Raw genomic sequence first — 16,795 nt, 5'->3', positions numbered from 1 at the left:
GGAGCAAAGACGACGAAGGGGCCGAAAGGCCCCTTCGTCGTTTCCCGGACCGCCGGAGGCGCTCAGTCCCGCGGCACGGGTGCCGGGTCGCGCGACTTCCACAGCGAATACACGACGCCGCCGACCAGCAGGCCGAAGGTCACGCCGAGGCTGATCTCGGCGGGCACCTTGCCGTCGAACAGCCAGTCGCCGAGGAAGATCTTGCCGCCGATGAAGATCAGCACGAACGCCAGCGCGTACTTCAGGTAGTGGAAGCGATGCACCATCGCCGCCAGCGCGAAGTACAGCGCGCGCAGGCCGAGGATCGCGAAGATGTTCGACGTGTAGACGATGAACGGGTCGGGGGTGATCGCGAAGATCGCCGGCACCGAGTCGATCGCGAACACGACGTCGGCGATCTCGACCAGCACGAGGCAGAGGAACAGCGGGGTGGCGAACCAGAGCAGCTTGCCGCTCGCGTCCGGCTGCTTCACGAAGAAGCGCTCTCCGTGCATTTCGTTCGTGAGGCGCATGCGACCCTTGAGGAAGGCCAGCACGCGGTTGTTGGCGATGTCGGGTTCGTCGTCGATCGACATCAGCATCTTCACGCCGGTGGCGATCAGGATCACGGCGAAGACGTAGAGGATCCACGAGAAATTCATCACCAGCGCGGCGCCGAGGCCGATCATGATCGCGCGCAGCACGATGACGCCGAGGATGCCCCAGAACAGGACGCGGTGCTGGTAGATCCGCGGTACGGCGAAGTACGTGAAGATCATCGAGATGACGAAGACGTTGTCCATCGCCAGCGCCTTCTCGACCAGGTAGCCGGTGAGGTAAAGCTTGGTCGCCTCCCATGCCTTCGCCTCCGCGGTGGGAAGCGAGGCGATCTGCGGGTCGATGGCCTTGTCGCCACCGTACTCGTAGTAGATGAACCACACGGCCACGGCCCAGAGCAGGCCAAGGCCGATGTAGAGCGCCGACATCCACAGGCTTTCCTTGACGTCGATCTCGTGCGCGTCCTTGTGCAGGACGCCGAGGTCGAAGGCGAGGATGGCGAGGACGGCGCCGAGGAAGGCGAGCCACACCCAGACGGGCATGCCCAGCCAGAGGCCGGTCAACAGTTCCATGATTACTCCGAAGGCAGGTCGATGGGTCATCGATGCCCGGCCTCGTGACGAGGCATGGAGCGTCCGTGCGGCGGGCCGGTGGATCGATGAACGACTCCGACATCGCCATGCATCACGCATGACCAGAGGGGCCCGCAGTCGCCTTCACATTGTCGTGAGGGCGGCATGAAACCCTGGTGAACCGGGGCGCGGTGTCGTGCCCCGGTCAGGCGCGCGCGACGCTCTGGCGTGCTTTCTGCCAGCCGCGCAGGGCGATGGCGAGGACGCCGCCGAGCACCATCGCTCCGCCGATCCACAGCTTGGGCCCCGGCCTGTCGCCCCAGAAGGCGACGCCGAGGGCGACGGCCAACACCGGCGCAAGCAGCAGCCAGGGTGTCACCTGGGCCACCGGGTGGCGCTGCACCAGGACGTAGTACAGGCCGTGGCCAAGGAGGGACGACACGAGGGCCGAGTACGCCACGCCGCTCCAGCCGATCCACGTGCCTCCAGCAAGGTGGTGCGTCAGCGGCCCTTCGATCACGAACGACAGGGCCAGCAGCGGGCCGACGCTGATCAGGGCGAGCCAGCCCTGCTGGCTCCACGGTGTCTGGCCCTGCAAGCCGCGCATCATCACGGTCGCGACGGCCAGGAAGCCGGCCGAGCACAGCATCAGCAGCAGGGAGGCAGGGCGGTCGAGTACCAGCGGGTCGAAGCCCAGGACAAGCACGCCGGCGAAGCTCACCGCGATCGCGAGCCCGGTTCGCCACGCAAAGCGTTCGCCGAGGAGCCACCACGCCAGCAGCGCCGACATCGGCACGTAGCTCTGCATGACGATGGCCACCGAAGAAAGATCACCGGCGAGCTTCAGTGCCCAGAAGCTCAGGCCGAAATGGATGACGCCCAGGCCCACGCTGATGCCCAGCAGGCGCGGCCACTGTCCGGGCGCCGGCGCCTTCAGGAAGGGCCAGAGCACCGCCGCCAGCACGGCCATCCGCAGGCCGGTGAACAGCAGGGGGGGGAACTCCTGCAGGGCGTAGGCCGAGGTGAGGAAGTTGATCGCCCAGACGACGCAGACGATCGCGACGAGTCCGATATCGCGCGGGGGCAGGGTGTTCAATACGGGAGGCCGAGGCGCCGGTAGAGTTTCGAGAGCGTCCAAGCCGGGCCGACCAGCAGGTAGACGAGGTCGGTGAAGAAGCTCGGGCGCTTGCCCTCGATGCGATGGCCGATGAACTGCCCGATCCACGCGGCCACGAACACGACGATCGCCGTGACGAAAAGGCCACGCATGCCGATGGCGTTCTCGAGGCCCCAGCACAGGGCGCCGGCGCCCGCGAAAGCCAGTGCGGCACCGAGGCCCAGCGGGCGGGATTGGCGGAAGTACCAAGCCGCGAGTGTCGCCATCAGGAATCCGGCAAACGCACCGGGCTGGAACCAGGTGCCGGGCACGGGGATCGTCCAAACCATCGCGATGATCGACCACAGGATCAGCGGCACGCAGACGAGGTGGATCGCCTGGTTCGTCGCGTTCTCGTGGTCACGGCCGTAGTGCTCGAGCAGGGTGTGCAGGCGGCTCATGGGCGTCTCCGCGGGGCGCAGGTTCAGTCGATGGTGATTCCGGCCAGACGCTGCAGCGCCTCGGCGTACTTGGCGCGCGTGACCGCGATGACCTCGGCCGGCAGCGAGGGACCGGGCGCGGCCTTGTTCCAGTCCAGCGTCTCCAGATGATCGCGCACGTACTGCTTGTCGTAGCTCGGCGGGCTGGTGCCGACCACGTAGGTGTCGGCCGGCCAGAAGCGCGAGGAGTCGGGCGTGAGCATCTCGTCCATCACCACCAGGGTGCCGTCGGCGTCGAGGCCGAACTCGAGCTTCGTATCGGCGATGATGATGCCGCGCTCCAGCGCGTAGGCCGCGGCGAAGCGGTAGATCGCCAGCGTCGCCGCGCGCACTTTCTCCGCCAGTTCACCGCCAATGGCGGCGACGACCGCATCGAAGCTCACGTTCTCGTCGTGGTCGCCGACGGCGGCCTTGGTGCTGGGCGTGAAGATCGGCTCGGGCAACTGCTCGGCCTGACGCAGGCCGGCGGGCAGGGCGATGCCGCAGACCTGGCCGGTCTTCTGGTAATCCTTCCAGCCGCTGCCGATCAGGTAGCCGCGGGCGATGGCTTCCACCGGGAGCGGCTTCAGCGCCTGGGTCACCACCGCGCGCTTGGCGTACAGCGCGGCATCGGTGCCGGGTGGGAGGACGTCGGCCACGTCCGTGCCGGTGAGGTGGTTCGGCATCAGGTGGGCGGTCTTGCCGAACCAGAAGTTCGAGATCTGGCACAGCATCTCGCCCTTGCCCGGGATCGGGTCGGGCAGCACCACGTCGAAGGCCGACAGGCGGTCGCTGGCGACCATCAGCAGGCGGCCGCGGCCGTCCGGGCCCGGCGGCAGGTCGTAGACGTCGCGCACCTTGCCGCGGTGGCGCAGGGGCAGGGCGAGGTTCGAGGTGTGCAGGGTCGTCGACACGGCGGGCAGGGCGGCGCGGGGAAGCGGCCATTGTAGCGGCGCGCCCCGGCGCTCACGGCCTGCAGGCTAGAATCCGCCGCCATGAAGCCGCTCCTCGTCGCTGCCATCGCCCTCGGCCTCCCCGTTGCGGCCCTTGCCCAGACCAGCCCGCCCGCGGGCTCGCCGCGTCTGCCTGCGAATTCACCGCCTGCCGCCGTCTCCGAGCAGCCTGCCCAGCTGGGCCTCTGCGTGGCCTGCCACGGCGTCAACGGCACGGCACGCCAGCCCGGCACGCCCCACCTCGGCGGCCAGGACGAGGCCTACCTGGTTCTCGCCTTGAACGCCTACCGCGACGGCAGCCGCAAGGCGGTGGCGATGAACGCCATCAGCAATGCGCTTCAGCCCGACGACATCGAGGCCCTCGCGCGCTGGTACGCCGCCCAGCCGGGTTTCCGCCCGCCCGCGGAGCGCTGAGTTGCGCTGGTACGGCACGATCCTCGGGTTTCTCGCCGGATGGCTGCTGCTGCGTCATCCGGCCGGTGGTGTACTGGGCGCGCTGATCGGCATGGGGTTCGACCGCGGCTGGTTCCGCCGCGGCGGCCCCGACCCCTACATGGTGCTCGACGTCGACCCCAGCGCCGACGACGAGACCATCCGTCGCGCCTGGCAGCGCCTCGTCTCGCAGTACCACCCGGACAAGCTGGAAGGCGTGGCACCCGAGCTGCGCGCGCAGGCGGACGAGAAGCTGCGCGAGATCAACCGCGCCTACGACCTCGTCCAGCAGCGCCGCCGCGAGCGCTGAGCGCCACGCGCCCCCCGTCCTCCTACTCCGCGCCGCACCGGGATTCCCATGTCGAACTGCGTCATCGCCCCGTCCATCCTCTCCGCCGACTTCGCGCGCCTCGGCGACGAGGTGAACGCCGTGCTCAAGGCCGGTGCCGACTGGGTGCATTTCGACGTGATGGACAACCACTACGTGCCGAACCTGACCATCGGCCCGCTGGTCTGCGAAGCGCTGCGCAAGCACGGCATCACCGCGCCGATCGACGTGCACCTGATGGTGGAGCCGGTCGATCGCATCGTCCCGGACTTCGCCAAGGCCGGCGCGTCGGTGATCAGCTTCCACCCGGAAGCCAGCCGCCACGTCGACCGCACCCTCCAGCTGATCAAGTCGCACGGCTGCCAGGCCGGCCTGGTGCTGAACCCGGCGACGCCGGTGGACGTGCTCGATTACACGCTCGAGAACCTCGACCTCGTGCTCGTGATGAGCGTGAATCCGGGGTTCGGCGGGCAGAGCTTCATCGACTCGGCCCTGCGCAAGATCGAGGCCATCCGCAAGCGCATCGATTCAAGCGGCAAGGCCATCCGGCTCGAAGTGGACGGCGGCGTCAAGGCCGACAACATCGGCCGCATCGCCGCGGCGGGCGCCGACACCTTCGTCGCCGGTTCGGCCATCTTCAACGCACCGGATTACGCCGCCGTCATCGCGACGATGCGCGCCGAAGTGGCCGCTGCCCGCGGCTGAGCCGCAGCGGCGGGCGACTTCCCGGTCGCTGGGCGGGGTTGGCACGCGGCCGAGGAATCGCGCGAGGGCCAGGGCGGCATCGCGCGGCGGTTCACCGACGTGCGCGCCGCGGGGCAGGGCGGCGCCGGGAGGCAGTTCGATCTCGAGGCTCATGGGGTTCCTTTCAGCGGGGGTCGGTGGCACGCAGCACGAACAGGGTGGCGAAGCACAGGCCGAGTCCGAGCCATAGGGCGCCGCGTTCGGCGCGGAATCGGGGCGATGCGGTGACGCGATGCTCGCGCCCCATCCGGGCGCGTCGGAAACACGATGTGGGCATGGGGACATCCTCCTTCCCCTGCATTGCAGCCGTTCGATCTACCGCCGTGCCGCCGCCACGCGGCGGCTTCGGGACGCGTCATGGCAAATCGCGGGCAGTGCCTTCCCGCCCGGGAAAGCGCCGCTAGACTGGCGGCCATGACCCACGCCATCGCCATCGTCGAAGACGAACCCGCCATCCGCGACAACTACGCCGAGGCCCTGCGCAAGCATGGCTTTGCGGTCTCTGCGTACGCCTCGCGCCCGGAAGCCCGCGCCGCGTTCGCGGTGAAGCTGCCCGACCTCGTGATGATCGACGTCGGCCTTGGCGATGAGCTGGAGGGCGGCTACGAGCTCTGCCGCGAGTTGCGCGCGCGCTCGGCCAGCCTGCCGATCCTGTTCCTCACCGCGCGCGATTCCGAGCTCGACGTGATCTCCGGCCTGCGCCTCGGGGCGGACGACTACCTGAGCAAGGGCGTCTCGCTGCCGCACATCACCGCGCGCATCCATGCGCTGCTGCGTCGTGTCGAAGCGCTGCGCGCGCCGGCCACGCGCGATTCGGTGATCGTCCTGCGTGGCTTGAAGCTGGAGTTCGAACGCATGCAGGTGAGCTGGAACGGCGAAGCGGTACCGCTCACCGTCACCGAGTTCTGGATCGTGCACGCGCTGGTGCGCCACCCGGGCCACGTGAAGAACCGCGAGCAGCTGATGCGCGAGGCGCAGGTCGTCGTCGATGACGCCACGGTGACCTCGCATATCAAGCGCATCCGCCGGAAGTTCCAGGCCATCGACACCGCGTTCGACGAGGTCGACACGGTGCACGGCGCCGGCTACCGCTGGCGGCCGTGAGGCGCCTCCGCCGCACATCGAAGGCGATGCCGCCGGCGTGCGCCTGAGCCTGCGCCGTCAGCTCCTGCTGCTCGCGCTGGTGGCGCTGGTGCTGCCGTGGGCGGCTTGGCAGGCCCTCGTGCAAATGGAGAGCCTCTTGCGGCAGGGCCAGCAGCAGGCTTTGGAGGCCTCGGGCGAGGCGGTGGCACGCTCTCTCGCGCTACGCCCCGCGCTGCTTCCGCCCGCCGGTCCGTCCTTGCCCGTCCATGCCCTGTCGGTCTCGCCACGCCTCGATGGCGATGCCGCCGACTGGGGCGCGGCGACCGCGCCGCTGGAGGAGGACGAGGCCATGCCGGGTGTGCGCTTCGCGGTGGGTCACTACAACGAGCGTCGGCTGCTCTTCATCGCTGTCGACGATGCGACGCCCCAGCGCGGCGAAGCACACTGGCCCGGCGACCTCGCGATCGATGCGCTGCTGCTCGAACTCGACACCAGCCTCGGACCCATGCGCCTCAAGCTGGCCGCCCGCGCCGACGGCAACACGCGTGCCGCAGCCGCCGACGGCGGCGCCGCCCCGGTGTTGGTCGATGCCGGTTGGCGCGAGACCGCCGGAGGCTACGCGGTGGAACTGGCGCTGCCGCAGGGGCTGTCGCTCAATGCCCTGCGGCTCGTCCGCCGCGATGCCGACGGAGGCGGTGGTGCCACCGAATCCGCCTCGCCGCGCTTCGCCCTGTACCGCCCGTCGCCGCGCCTGCAGCGCGAGCTCGGTGCGCTGCTGCCCGACGACGTGCGCGCCGTGGTGGTCGATGGGCGCGGCTGGGCGCTGGCCGCCGACGGTGCGCTGCGCGCCGATGCCGCCGGCGACGACATGCTGTCGTGGCGGCGCCTTCTGTATCGCGCGATGCTCGATGCGGCGGAACTCGATGCGTTCGCCATCGGCACGTCGCCGTTGCGCGACGACCGGCCGGAGCGCCTCGCCGCGGCACAAGGCCGGGCGGAGTCGCGATGGCGCCGCGATCCGCAGGGCACTCGGCTGATCCTCAGCAGCGCGGTGCCGGTGCGCGTGGACGGCGAGGTTCGCGCGGTGTTGCGGCTCGATCGCAGCAACGCCGAAGCCCTGCTGCTGGCCGATCGCGCCGCGGCGCACCTGTTCGGGCTGACCCTGCTGGCCTTCCTCGCCTCCGGCGGCGTGGCCTTCCTGTTCGCCACGCGCCTGTCGCAGCGCATCCGACGGCTGCGAGACGCCGCCGAGCAGGCCCTCGACCGCAGCGGCGAAGTGCGTCGTTTCGACGTGTCGACGGCGCGGGACGAGATCGGCGACCTTTCCCGCAGCTTCTCGCAGCTGCTCGACGAGATCGCGGCCTACACGAGCTACCTGCGTTCGCTCAGCAGCAAGCTGTCGCACGAGCTGCAGACGCCGCTGGCCATCGTCCGCAGTTCGTTGGACAACCTCGACCTGGCGGCGCTGCCCGCCGACGCACGGCCCTACGTGGCGCGCGCCCGCGACGGCGTCGAGCGGATGGGGCAACTGGTGCGCACCATGAGCGAGGCGACGCGGATCGAGCACGCCATCGCTGCGGCCGAGCACGAGGGCTTCGATCTCGCCCGCCTTCTGGCCGACGTCGGCGAGGGATACCGCGACATGCTGGCACCGCGCCGGCTGCGGCTTGACGGCCTCGAAGCGGCCTGCCGGATCCACGGGTCCCCGGAACTGCTCGTCCAGGCGCTCGACAAACTCGTCGACAACGCCCGCGGATTTACCCCTGGCGATGGCGAGATCGGCATCGCGCTGAGGCGTGGTGTGCGCGAGGTGGTGATCGAGGTACGCAACACCGGCCCGCAGCTGCCGGAGGCGATGCGTCACCGGCTGTTCGATTCGCTGGTGTCGCTGCGAGAGCGCTCTCGCACCGCCGATGGCGCCGTGCACCTCGGGTTCGGCCTCCACGTGGTCAAGCTGGTGGCCGCGGCCCACGGCGGCAGCACCGACGCCGACAACCTCGAGGATGGCAGCGGCGTGGTGTTCCGCCTGCGACTTCCGTGGCGACGCGCGCCGGGGGGGGAGGGCGTCCGGTCCTGAGGCCGGGTTGGGGCCATCCGTGGCCCCCGTTTCATCCCTGACGATGCGGGATGAGAGTCTGGGGGCAGGTCATGACAGTTCGTCGTGGCCGCGCTGGCATACTGCGTGGCCGTTCGATCCTCGGCTCCTGCCGCCCGCCCCGCCCCGATGGACACTGCTGAATTCGCCCGCCTCGCCGCCGACGGCCATAACCGCATCCCGGTCGTGCGCGAAGTGCTCTCCGACCTCGATACACCGCTCTCGGTGTACCTGAAGCTCGTCGACGGCCCGAACGCCTACCTGTTCGAGTCGGTCGAGGGCGGCGAGAACTGGGGGCGCTACAGCATCATCGGCCTACCGGCGCGCCGCACCTGGTCGGTTCACGGCCACACGCTCACCGTGCGCGAGTTCGGCGAGGTGGTCGAGACGCGCGAGCTCGCCGATCCACTGGGCGAAGTCGAGCGACTGCGCGCGTCGTACTCGGTGCCGCGCATCGACGGCCTACCGGGCTTCACCGGCGGCCTCGTCGGCTGGTTCGGCTTCGAGTGCATCGGCTACATCGAGCCGAAGCTCGCCAGGCCGGTCGCGCCCGACCACCTGGGCACCCCCGAGATCTTCCTGATGCTCAGCGAAGAGCTCGCGGTGTTCGACAACCTCAAGGGCAAGCTCTACCTCGTCGTGCACGCCGACCCGGCCGAGCCGCAGGCGCTGGCCCGCGCGCAGGCACGGCTTGATTCGCTCACCCATCGCCTGCGCCATGCCGGCGCGAGCTATCCCGATGTGCTCGACGCCGGCCTCGTCGACGAGTCCGACTTCATCAGCGGCTTCAGCAAGGACGGCTTCAAGGCCGCGGTGTTGAAGGCCAAGGACTACATCGCCGCTGGCGATGCCTTCCAAGTGGTACTGAGCCAGCGCCTCTCGATCCCCTTCAAGGCGCGTCCGGTCGACGTCTACCGCGCGCTGCGCGCGCTGAACCCCTCGCCCTACATGTATTTCCTCGACACCGGCCGCCTGCAGGTGGTCGGTTCGTCGCCGGAGATCCTCGTGCGCCAGCAGCAGGGCACGGTGACGGTGCGGCCGATCGCCGGCACGCGGCCGCGGGGCGCGACGGTGGAGGCCGACAAGGCGCTGGAGGCGGAGCTGCTGGCCGATCCGAAGGAACGCGCCGAGCACCTGATGCTGATCGACCTCGGCCGCAACGATGCGGGCCGCGTCAGCGAGGCCGGCAGCGTGCGGGTGCCGGAGCGCTTCGTCATCGAGCGCTACAGCCACGTGATGCACATCGTCTCCGAGGTGCAGGGGCGCCTGAAGGACGGCCTCTCGTACGCCGACGTGCTGAAGGCGACCTTCCCGGCCGGTACCGTGAGCGGCGCGCCGAAGATCCGTGCGCTCGAGATCATCCGCGAGCTCGAACCGCACCAGCGCAATCTCTACGCGGGCGCCGTGGGCTACGTGAACTGGTGGGGCGACGCCGACACCGCCATCGCGATCCGAACGGCGGTCATCACGAACGGCCAGCTGCACGTGCAGGCGGGCGCCGGCATCGTCTTCGACTCGGACCCGGAAAAGGAGTGGGAGGAGACGATGAACAAGAGCCGCGCGCTGTTCCGCGCCGTGGCGCAGGCGGCGAAGGGACTGTAGGGCCCGGTTGCATCCCCCTTGATTCCGGCTCTGGCACACTGCGCCCCGCTCAGGAATTCCCCGCGACCCCGACAGTATCCCCGCCGGAGCCCGTTGTGCTGCTGATGATCGACAACTACGACAGCTTCACCTTCAACCTCGTGCAGTACCTGCAAGAGCTGGGTGAAGAGGTGCGCGTCGTCCGCAACGACGAGCTCACCGTCGCTCAGATCGAGGCGTTGAAGCCCGATCGCATCGTCATTTCGCCGGGGCCGTGCACGCCGAACGAGGCTGGCGTCTCCGTGGCGGTGATGAAGACGCTGGGCGCGCGCATCCCGGTGTTCGGCGTCTGCCTCGGCCACCAGTCGCTCGGGCAGGCCTTTGGCGGCGACGTGGTGCGCGCCAAGGTCATCATGCACGGCAAGACCTCGATGATCCGCCACGGCGGCCGAGGCGTGTTCGCGGGCCTGCCCGACCCGTTCGAGGCCACCCGCTACCACTCGCTCGTGGTGAAGCGGGAAACACTGCCTGCGGCTCTCGAAGTCACGGCATGGACGGAGGCCGACGACGGCGGCTTCGACGAGATCATGGGGCTGCGCCATCGCGAGTGGCCGGTCGAGGGCGTGCAGTTCCACCCCGAGTCCATCCTCACGCAGCACGGGCACGCGCTGCTGAAGAACTTCATCGAGCGTCGCTGATGCGCACCCTCCCGCTCGCGCTTGCCCTGGCGTTGTCCGGCCTGGCCGCATTGTCGCTACCGGCGGTGGCGGCAGGCTCCGGCCCCGAGTCGCCGGCGCATGACGATGCCGCGCAACGTTTCGACGGGTCCAGCGCCGAGGCGTTCTCCGACAGTCTCGCCTCGCTCGAGGCAGGCATGGGCGATGCCGCGAAGCTCGGGCTGCACATGAAGCTCGCGCAGGTGCGAGCGAAGCTCGCCGAGCAGCGCGGTCGTCCACTGACCGACCAGGAGTTCGCCACGGCCCTCGACGGAAGGACGCTCGCCGAGCTGGATGCCTTGGCCGAGGCGGCGCCGACGCACATCACCATCGACATCGAAACCAGCGACGACACCTGAACCATGCCGATTTCACCGCAGCAGGCGCTCCAGCGCGTCATCGAGCACCGCGAGATCTTCCACGACGAGATGATCGACCTGATGCGCCAGGTCATGCGCGGCGACGTTTCGCCGGTGATGACCGCGGCCATCTTCATCGCGCTCCGCGTCCGCAAGGAAACCGTCGGCGAGATCGCCGGCGCGGCGGAAGTCATGCGCGAGTTCTCGGCAAAGGTCGAAGTTCCGGACGCGGCTCATTTCGTCGACATCGTCGGCACGGGTGGCGACGGTGCGCACACCTTCAACATCTCGACGGCCAGCATGTTCGTCGCGGCAGCGGCCGGTGCCTCGGTGGCGAAGCACGGCAATCGCAGCGTGAGCTCGAAGTCGGGCAGTGCCGACGTGCTCGAGGCCTTGGGCTGCGCCATCGAGCTGCAGCCGTCGCAGGTCGCTGCCTGCCTCGCCGAGAGCGGGATGGGGTTCATGTACGCACCCATCCACCACCCGGCGATGAAGAATGTCGCGCCAGTGCGCCGCGAGATGGCCGTGCGAACCTTGTTCAACATCCTCGGGCCGCTGACCAATCCGGCCGGCGCGCCGAACATCCTGATGGGCGTTTTCCATCCCGACCTCGTCGGCATCCAGGCCCGCGTGCTGAAGAAACTCGGCAGCAAGCGGGCCCTGGTGGTCTGGGGCCGCGACGGCGTCGACGAGATCTCGCTCGGCGAACGCTCCTTGGTTGGCGAGCTGCGCAATGGCGAGATCAGCGAGTACGAGATCGCGCCCGAGGACTTCGGCTTGCAGCGTGCGCCGCTCTCGGCGTTGCGCGTCGATGATCCACAGGCGTCGAAGGCGATGCTGCTGGAGGCCATCGACGGCCGTGGCGGCCCAGCGGCCGACGTGGTCGCGCTGAACGCCGGTGCGGCGCTCTACGCCGCTGGCGTCGCAGTGAGCATCCAGGACGGCCTCGCCCGCGCCCGCGCCGAGATGGCGAAGGGGACGCCGCGCGCCAAGCTCGACCAGTTCGTCGCGCTGACCAACATGAAGGCATCGGGAGCATCCACGTGAGCGACGTCCTGCAGAAGATCCTCGCCCGCAAGGCCGAGGAGGTCGCCGGACGCCGCGCCCGCGTGCCGCTCGCCGAGGTCGTCGCGCGTGCCCGGGATGCGTTGCCGGTGCGCGGCTTCGCCAACGCATTGGAGGCGAAGATTGCCGCCGGGCAGGCCGCGGTCATCGCCGAGGTCAAGAAAGCCAGCCCGTCGAAGGGCGTGCTGCGCGCCGATTTCCGCCCGGCCGACATCGCCGCCAGCTACCAGCGTGGCGGCGCCGCCTGCCTGTCGGTGCTGACCGACGTCGATTTCTTCCAAGGCCACGACGACTACCTGGTCCAGGCGCGCGCGGCGTGCGCGCTGCCGGTGCTGCGCAAGGACTTCACCGTCGATGAGTACCAGATCCACGAGGCGCGCGCCCTCGGTGCCGATGCGGTGCTGCTGATCGTTGCCGCGCTCGACGACGCCCGGCTCGCGGGGTTCAGCAACCTCGCGATGGGTCTCGGGCTCGATGTGCTGGTGGAGGTGCACGACGCGGACGAACTCGAGCGCGCGCTGCAGACGGCCTCGCCGCTGATCGGCATCAACAATCGCAACCTGCGAACGTTCGAGGTGTCGCTCGAAGCGACGCTGGGCATGAAGGACTCCGTGCCCGCGGACCGTCGATTGGTGACGGAGAGTGGCATCCTCGCGCGCCAGGACGTGGAAACGATGCGCGCTGCCGGCGTGCATGCCTTCCTCGTCGGCGAAGCGTTCATGCGCGCCGAGGATCCCGGCACGGCCCTGCGCGCGCTGTTCGATTGAACGCGGTGCGGCGCCCCCGGGGCGCCGCGCCACCACCCGCGCCTTAGCGGGTGCCGTACACCACGATGGTCTTGCCGCGGGCGTGCAGCAGGCCCTGCTCCTGCAACTGCTTCAGCACGCGGCCGGCCATTTCGCGGGAGCAGCCGACGATGCGGGCCAGCTCCTGCCGCGAGACGCGGATCTGCGTGCCCTGCGGGTGGCTCATTGCGTCGGGCTCCTGGCAGAGATCATGCAGGGCGCGGACGATGCGGCTGCCCACGTCGAGGAACGCGAGGCGGCTGGCTTTGCGGCTGGTCTCCAGCAGGCGCTTCGACAGCTGTGCGCCGATGACGTAGAGCAACTTCGGCGCGTCGGCCGACAGCGGGCCGGTCAGCAGCTGGTGCAGGCGCTCGTAGCTGATCTCGGCGAGTTCCACCGGCGACCGGGTGCGCAGCGTCACGACGCGCTTGTCCGCCTTGACGAACAGGCCCATCTCGCCGACGAAGTCTCCGGGATTGGCATAACTGAGGACCAGCTCTCGGTCCTCGGACTCCTCGCTGATCACGCTCACGGACCCCGAGACCACGTAGTAGAGCGTGGTGGCCGCGTCCCCCGGGCGGAAGACGTCCGTACGGTTCGGATACTTCCTGCGATGGCACTGGTCGAGGAAGCGGGCGAGCGTGGCTTTGTCGAGGTCCAGCGGCGAGCTGGCCACCTGCGGACGGACCGTCGGGGTCAGCAGGGTGGCGGAAGCGGTCTGGATCATGGCGTGTTCCTTCGAAGCGTCTCCTTAGCTTATTGCGCCCCGGACTGTGGATTCAATCGCATTTTGGCCCTGCCGGCCGGAAAAGGTGGTCCCACGGGTCACATTGCCCGATAATCCCGGCCCCTCTCGCGCACCCCTCCTCAAGGACCCCCGCCGTGGTCAAGCCGCTGCCGCGCCTCCGCCTGCAAGGTTTCAACAACCTGACGAAGGCGCTGAGCTTCAACATCTACGACGTCTGCTACGCGGTCACCGAAGAGCAGCGGCAGCGCTACATCGAGTACATCGACGAGGCGTACAACGCCGAGCGCCTGACCCAGATCCTCACGGACGTGGCCGAGATCATCGGGGCGAACATCCTCAACGTCGCCCGCCAGGACTACGACCCGCAGGGTGCCTCGGTGACCATCCTCATCTCCGAGGAGCCGGTCATCGACAAGAAGGCCGCGGGCAAGGAGATCATCTCCGACGCCGTGGTCGAGCATGACGAGGCCCCCGAGGCCTCCGTGGTCGCGCACCTCGACAAGTCGCACATCACCGTGCACACGTACCCGGAAACGCATCCGCACAACGGCATTGCGACCTTCCGTGCCGATATCGACGTGGCGACCTGCGGCGTCATCTCGCCACTGAAGGCCCTGAACTACCTCATCGAGAGCTTCGAGTCCGACATCGTGATCATGGACTACCGGGTCCGTGGTTTCACCCGAGACGTGAAGGGCACGAAGCATTACATCGACCATCGCATCAACTCGATCCAGGACTTCCTCGCGAAGCCCATCAAGTCGAAGTACGAGATGATCGACGTGAACGTCTACCAGGAAAACATCTTCCATACGAAGATGCACCTGAAGGAGTTCGACCTCGATACCTACCTCTTCGAGGAGCGGGCGAAGAACCTCAGCTTCAAGGACCGCATGCGCATCGAGACGCAGTTGAAGCGCGAGATCGAGGAGCTGTTCCACGGCCGCAACCTCACCTGATCCGTGGGCGTCGCGTGGCTCTGGCTGGTCGCTGCCGGACTCCTTGAGATCGTCTGGGCGGTCGGCCTCAAGTACAGCGAGGGCTTCAGCCGCCTCGGGCCCAGCGCGGTCACCGTCGCGGCGATGGCCGCCAGTTTCTGGTGCCTCGCTCGCGCGCTGAAGGACATCCCGCTGGGTACCGGTTACGCGATCTGGGTCGGTATCGGTGCGGTGGGGACCGCCATTGCCGGTGTCTTGCTGTTCGCCGAACCCGCCACGTGGCCCCGCGCGTTCTGCGTCGCCCTGATCCTGGCGGGCATCATCGGCCTGAAGCTCACGGCGGCCTGAGTCCTCGATTCCTTCGCCGGGTGGCCGGCCGTCAGATCCGATAGGCCGCGACCTTCATCATCTTCGACACCGCCGCCATCGCCTGCGGGATGGGTGGGGGCAGTGCGCGCGCGCCGGATTCCAGCGCATGGTCGGCGTGCCTCGCCTCGTCGGCCTTCATCACTTCCAATACCGCCCTCGAGCGGGCGTCGGCCGGTGGCAGGGTCTCGAGATGCTCGGCGAGATGGGCTTCGACCTGGCGCTCGGTCTCGACCACGAACCCGAGGTTCCAGCCGTCGCCCCGCAGTCCCGCGGCCACGCCGATCGCATAGCTGCCCGCGTACCAGATCGGGTTCAGCAGGCTGGGACGGCTGTGGAGTTCGTGCAGGCGCTCGGCGCACCAGGCGAGGTGGTCGGTTTCCTCCTGCGCGGCCTCGTGCAGCTGGGAACGCACCGCCGGATCGCGGGCCACTGCGGCCTGGCCCGAATACAGCGCTTGCGCGCAGACCTCGCCCGTATGGTTGATGCGCATCAGTCCGGCAGCGTGGCGGCGCTCGGCGTCGTCAAGCGTCGCCTCGGGATGCGCGGCCCCGGGATTGGCGCGTTGAGCGGCCGGTCGGGCGAAGATCGTGTTGAGCGCGCCCTGCAGTTCGCCGAGCCAGTGGTCGAGCGGGCGGGAATCTCGGATCAGGGTGGGCACGGGGGTCTGGATGGGGTGGGCGGCGATGCCGTATGCTCGCGCACCCTCGCGCCGTCGCGCCAGCCACGCCCTGTGAACCCCCGGTTCCGGGCGGGAACCTGAACGTCGGACACGCCCCTGCCCCTTGCAAAGGGTCGGGAGGCCAGCTATCCTTTTTCGTCTACCCTTTCACTTTTCGCTTTCTGGAGCTGTCATGAAGAGCATGACCGTCAGCGCCAAGGCCGAGACCGTCCAGCGCGACTGGTTCGTCGTCGATGCGGCCGGCAAGACCTTGGGCCGCCTGTGCTCGGAACTGGCGTTCCGCCTGCGCGGCAAGCACAAGCCGACCTGGAGCCCGCACGTCGACACCGGTGACTACTTCGTGGTCATCAACGCCGACAAGATCGCGGTCACCGGCAACAAGCTGAAGGACAAGATGTACCACCGGTTTACCGGCTACATCGGCAACCTGAAGTCCGAGTCCCTCGAGCAGGCCCTCGACCGCCACGCCGAGCGCGTGATCGAAATCGGCGTCAAGGGCATGTTGCCGAAGACGCCGCTGGGCCGCGCGATGTTCCGCAAGCTCAAGGTCTACACCGGCGCCGAGCACCCGCACACCGCCCAGCAGCCGAAGCCGCTGGACCTGTAAAAGAGACCGCACATGGCACTCCAGCAGAATTACGGCACCGGCCGCCGCAAGTCCTCGACCGCCCGCGTGTTCCTGCGCAAGGGCACGGGCAACATCACCGTCAACGGCCGTCCGCTCGACGAGTTCTTCGGCCGCGAGACCTCGCGCATGATCGTGCGCCAGCCGCTCGAGCTGACGAAGACCACCGAGCAGTTCGACATCCTGGTGACCGTCGAAGGCGGCGGCACCACCGGCCAGGCCGGTGCGATCCGTCTCGGCGTCGCCCGCGCGCTGGTCGAGTACAACGACACGCTGAAGCCGGAGCTGCGCAAGGCCGGGTACATGACCCGAGACGCCCGCGAAGTCGAGCGTAAGAAGGTCGGCCTCCACAAGGCCCGCCGCGCCACGCAGTTCTCGAAGCGCTAAGCTTCGCCCGTGCGTCGGCTCTGCCGGCGCCGGTGCTCTGGATCTACAGCCCGTTAGCCAAGCGGTAAGGCACCTGACTCTGACTCAGGCATTCGGTGGTTCGAATCCATCACGGGCTGCCAAACCGGCAGCAAGCAACGGCCCTTCGGGGCCGTTTGTCGTTGGCGTTCGCCCGGCGCTCCTGCCTGATCCGCGAGGGCGCGGTCACGGTCACCAAGACCTTG

The 16,795-nt window shown here is 68.7% G+C and carries 21 protein-coding genes and 1 tRNA gene; 15 read left to right on the top strand and 7 right to left on the bottom strand.

Annotation, left to right across the window (positions count from 1 at the left end):
* Positions 1–62: 62 nt before the first annotated feature.
* The 4 genes from ACYVAK_RS03480 to ACYVAK_RS03465 form a co-directional block, all read right to left on the bottom strand.
* Complete coding sequence (locus ACYVAK_RS03480) at positions 63–1,109, bottom strand: TerC family protein (protein ID WP_461058005.1); 1,047 nt, start codon at positions 1,107–1,109, stop codon at positions 63–65.
* Between the two features lie 205 nt (positions 1,110–1,314).
* Positions 1,315–2,205: a DMT family transporter gene (locus ACYVAK_RS03475; RefSeq protein WP_461058003.1), complete on the bottom strand. Its 891-nt coding sequence runs from the start codon at positions 2,203–2,205 to the stop codon at positions 1,315–1,317.
* On the bottom strand, positions 2,202–2,687 hold the full coding sequence (locus tag ACYVAK_RS03470) for an Mpo1 family 2-hydroxy fatty acid dioxygenase (RefSeq protein ID WP_461058628.1): 486 nt from the start codon (positions 2,685–2,687) through the stop codon (positions 2,202–2,204). The genes ACYVAK_RS03475 and ACYVAK_RS03470 overlap by 4 nt, the downstream gene beginning before the upstream one ends.
* A 2-nt stretch (positions 2,688–2,689) precedes the next feature.
* Positions 2,690–3,598 carry a phosphoribosylaminoimidazolesuccinocarboxamide synthase gene (locus ACYVAK_RS03465; RefSeq protein ID WP_461058001.1) on the bottom strand — a complete coding sequence of 303 codons (909 nt, stop codon included), beginning with the start codon at positions 3,596–3,598 and terminating at the stop codon, positions 2,690–2,692.
* Between the two features lie 81 nt (positions 3,599–3,679).
* Between ACYVAK_RS03465 and ACYVAK_RS03460 the strand changes: the two genes are divergently transcribed.
* Genes ACYVAK_RS03460 through rpe form a run of 3 tightly spaced genes read left to right on the top strand, consistent with a single transcriptional unit; the run spans position 3,680 to position 5,102 of the window.
* On the top strand, positions 3,680–4,051 hold the full coding sequence (locus ACYVAK_RS03460) for a c-type cytochrome (RefSeq protein ID WP_461057999.1): 372 nt from the start codon (positions 3,680–3,682) through the stop codon (positions 4,049–4,051).
* A 1-nt stretch (position 4,052) separates the two neighbouring features.
* Positions 4,053–4,379 carry a J domain-containing protein gene (locus ACYVAK_RS03455; protein WP_461057997.1) on the top strand — a complete coding sequence of 109 codons (327 nt, stop codon included), beginning with the start codon at positions 4,053–4,055 and terminating at the stop codon, positions 4,377–4,379.
* Positions 4,380–4,427: 48 nt separating this feature from the next.
* On the top strand, positions 4,428–5,102 hold the full coding sequence (gene rpe / locus ACYVAK_RS03450) for a ribulose-phosphate 3-epimerase (RefSeq protein WP_461057995.1): 675 nt from the start codon (positions 4,428–4,430) through the stop codon (positions 5,100–5,102).
* Positions 5,103–5,265: 163 nt separating this feature from the next.
* Here the strand turns inward: rpe and ACYVAK_RS03445 are convergent, their stop codons facing one another.
* Positions 5,266–5,418 (bottom strand): hypothetical protein, encoded by a 153-nt coding sequence (locus ACYVAK_RS03445; protein ID WP_461057993.1) that lies wholly within the window; start codon positions 5,416–5,418, stop codon positions 5,266–5,268.
* A 137-nt stretch (positions 5,419–5,555) separates the two neighbouring features.
* Here ACYVAK_RS03445 and pdsR point away from each other — a divergent pair, with 137 nt between their 5' ends.
* From pdsR to trpC, 7 genes are all read left to right on the top strand, one after another.
* Positions 5,556–6,245, top strand: coding sequence for a proteobacterial dedicated sortase system response regulator (gene pdsR, locus ACYVAK_RS03440; RefSeq protein ID WP_461057991.1), 690 nt, complete (start codon positions 5,556–5,558; stop codon positions 6,243–6,245).
* 37 nt (positions 6,246–6,282) lie between these two features.
* Positions 6,283–8,301, top strand: a complete 2,019-nt coding sequence (locus ACYVAK_RS03435) for an ATP-binding protein (RefSeq protein WP_461057989.1) — start codon at positions 6,283–6,285, stop codon at positions 8,299–8,301.
* 147 nt (positions 8,302–8,448) lie between these two features.
* Complete coding sequence (trpE, locus tag ACYVAK_RS03430) at positions 8,449–9,921, top strand: anthranilate synthase component I (RefSeq protein ID WP_461057987.1); 1,473 nt, start codon at positions 8,449–8,451, stop codon at positions 9,919–9,921.
* A 95-nt stretch (positions 9,922–10,016) separates the two neighbouring features.
* Positions 10,017–10,598: an anthranilate synthase component II gene (locus tag ACYVAK_RS03425; protein ID WP_461057985.1), complete on the top strand. Its 582-nt coding sequence runs from the start codon at positions 10,017–10,019 to the stop codon at positions 10,596–10,598.
* Positions 10,598–10,975: a hypothetical protein gene (locus tag ACYVAK_RS03420; RefSeq protein WP_461057983.1), complete on the top strand. Its 378-nt coding sequence runs from the start codon at positions 10,598–10,600 to the stop codon at positions 10,973–10,975. The genes ACYVAK_RS03425 and ACYVAK_RS03420 overlap by 1 nt, the downstream gene beginning before the upstream one ends.
* A 3-nt stretch (positions 10,976–10,978) precedes the next feature.
* Entirely contained in the window at positions 10,979–12,022 is a 1,044-nt protein-coding gene (gene trpD, locus ACYVAK_RS03415) for an anthranilate phosphoribosyltransferase (RefSeq protein WP_461057981.1), read from the top strand.
* Positions 12,019–12,807, top strand: a complete 789-nt coding sequence (trpC, locus tag ACYVAK_RS03410; protein ID WP_461057979.1) for an indole-3-glycerol phosphate synthase TrpC — start codon at positions 12,019–12,021, stop codon at positions 12,805–12,807. The genes trpD and trpC overlap by 4 nt, the downstream gene beginning before the upstream one ends.
* Before the next feature lie 43 nt (positions 12,808–12,850).
* On the opposite strand, the gene crp is transcribed toward trpC, so the two are convergent.
* Positions 12,851–13,552: a cAMP-activated global transcriptional regulator CRP gene (gene crp / locus ACYVAK_RS03405; protein ID WP_461057977.1), complete on the bottom strand. Its 702-nt coding sequence runs from the start codon at positions 13,550–13,552 to the stop codon at positions 12,851–12,853.
* Positions 13,553–13,707: 155 nt separating this feature from the next.
* On the opposite strand from crp, the gene speD reads away from it, so the two are divergent.
* Both speD and sugE read left to right on the top strand, forming a co-directional pair.
* Positions 13,708–14,532 carry an adenosylmethionine decarboxylase gene (gene speD / locus ACYVAK_RS03400; RefSeq protein ID WP_461057975.1) on the top strand — a complete coding sequence of 275 codons (825 nt, stop codon included), beginning with the start codon at positions 13,708–13,710 and terminating at the stop codon, positions 14,530–14,532.
* A gap of 3 nt (positions 14,533–14,535) precedes the next feature.
* Positions 14,536–14,859, top strand: a complete 324-nt coding sequence (gene sugE / locus ACYVAK_RS03395) for a quaternary ammonium compound efflux SMR transporter SugE (protein ID WP_461057973.1) — start codon at positions 14,536–14,538, stop codon at positions 14,857–14,859.
* Positions 14,860–14,890: 31 nt separating this feature from the next.
* Here the strand turns inward: sugE and coq7 are convergent, their stop codons facing one another.
* On the bottom strand, positions 14,891–15,538 hold the full coding sequence (coq7, locus tag ACYVAK_RS03390; RefSeq protein WP_461057971.1) for a 2-polyprenyl-3-methyl-6-methoxy-1,4-benzoquinone monooxygenase: 648 nt from the start codon (positions 15,536–15,538) through the stop codon (positions 14,891–14,893).
* Positions 15,539–15,740: 202 nt separating this feature from the next.
* On the opposite strand from coq7, the gene rplM reads away from it, so the two are divergent.
* From rplM to ACYVAK_RS03375, 3 genes are all read left to right on the top strand, one after another.
* Positions 15,741–16,166 carry a 50S ribosomal protein L13 gene (gene rplM, locus ACYVAK_RS03385; RefSeq protein ID WP_461058626.1) on the top strand — a complete coding sequence of 142 codons (426 nt, stop codon included), beginning with the start codon at positions 15,741–15,743 and terminating at the stop codon, positions 16,164–16,166.
* 12 nt (positions 16,167–16,178) lie between these two features.
* Positions 16,179–16,571, top strand: coding sequence for a 30S ribosomal protein S9 (gene rpsI / locus ACYVAK_RS03380; protein ID WP_461057969.1), 393 nt, complete (start codon positions 16,179–16,181; stop codon positions 16,569–16,571).
* Positions 16,572–16,618: 47 nt separating this feature from the next.
* Positions 16,619–16,693, top strand: a tRNA-Gln gene (locus ACYVAK_RS03375).
* Positions 16,694–16,795 lie beyond the last annotated feature (102 nt).

The organism is Silanimonas algicola (genome assembly GCF_054777375.1).
This window is presented reverse-complemented; position numbering and strand designations above follow the sequence as displayed.

Coding starts and splice junctions, on each gene's coding strand:
- ACYVAK_RS03460 (WP_461057999.1), top strand. CDS start 3,680: ATGAAGCCGCTCCTCGTCGCTGCCATCGCCCTCGGCCTCCCCGTTGCG.
- pdsR (WP_461057991.1), top strand. CDS start 5,556: ATGACCCACGCCATCGCCATCGTCGAAGACGAACCCGCCATCCGCGAC.
- rpsI (WP_461057969.1), top strand. CDS start 16,179: ATGGCACTCCAGCAGAATTACGGCACCGGCCGCCGCAAGTCCTCGACC.
- trpD (WP_461057981.1), top strand. CDS start 10,979: ATGCCGATTTCACCGCAGCAGGCGCTCCAGCGCGTCATCGAGCACCGC.
- ACYVAK_RS03445 (WP_461057993.1), bottom strand. CDS start 5,418: ATGCCCACATCGTGTTTCCGACGCGCCCGGATGGGGCGCGAGCATCGC.
- rplM (WP_461058626.1), top strand. CDS start 15,741: ATGACCGTCAGCGCCAAGGCCGAGACCGTCCAGCGCGACTGGTTCGTC.
- crp (WP_461057977.1), bottom strand. CDS start 13,552: ATGATCCAGACCGCTTCCGCCACCCTGCTGACCCCGACGGTCCGTCCG.
- ACYVAK_RS03420 (WP_461057983.1), top strand. CDS start 10,598: ATGCGCACCCTCCCGCTCGCGCTTGCCCTGGCGTTGTCCGGCCTGGCC.
- trpE (WP_461057987.1), top strand. CDS start 8,449: ATGGACACTGCTGAATTCGCCCGCCTCGCCGCCGACGGCCATAACCGC.
- ACYVAK_RS03480 (WP_461058005.1), bottom strand. CDS start 1,109: ATGGAACTGTTGACCGGCCTCTGGCTGGGCATGCCCGTCTGGGTGTGG.
- rpe (WP_461057995.1), top strand. CDS start 4,428: ATGTCGAACTGCGTCATCGCCCCGTCCATCCTCTCCGCCGACTTCGCG.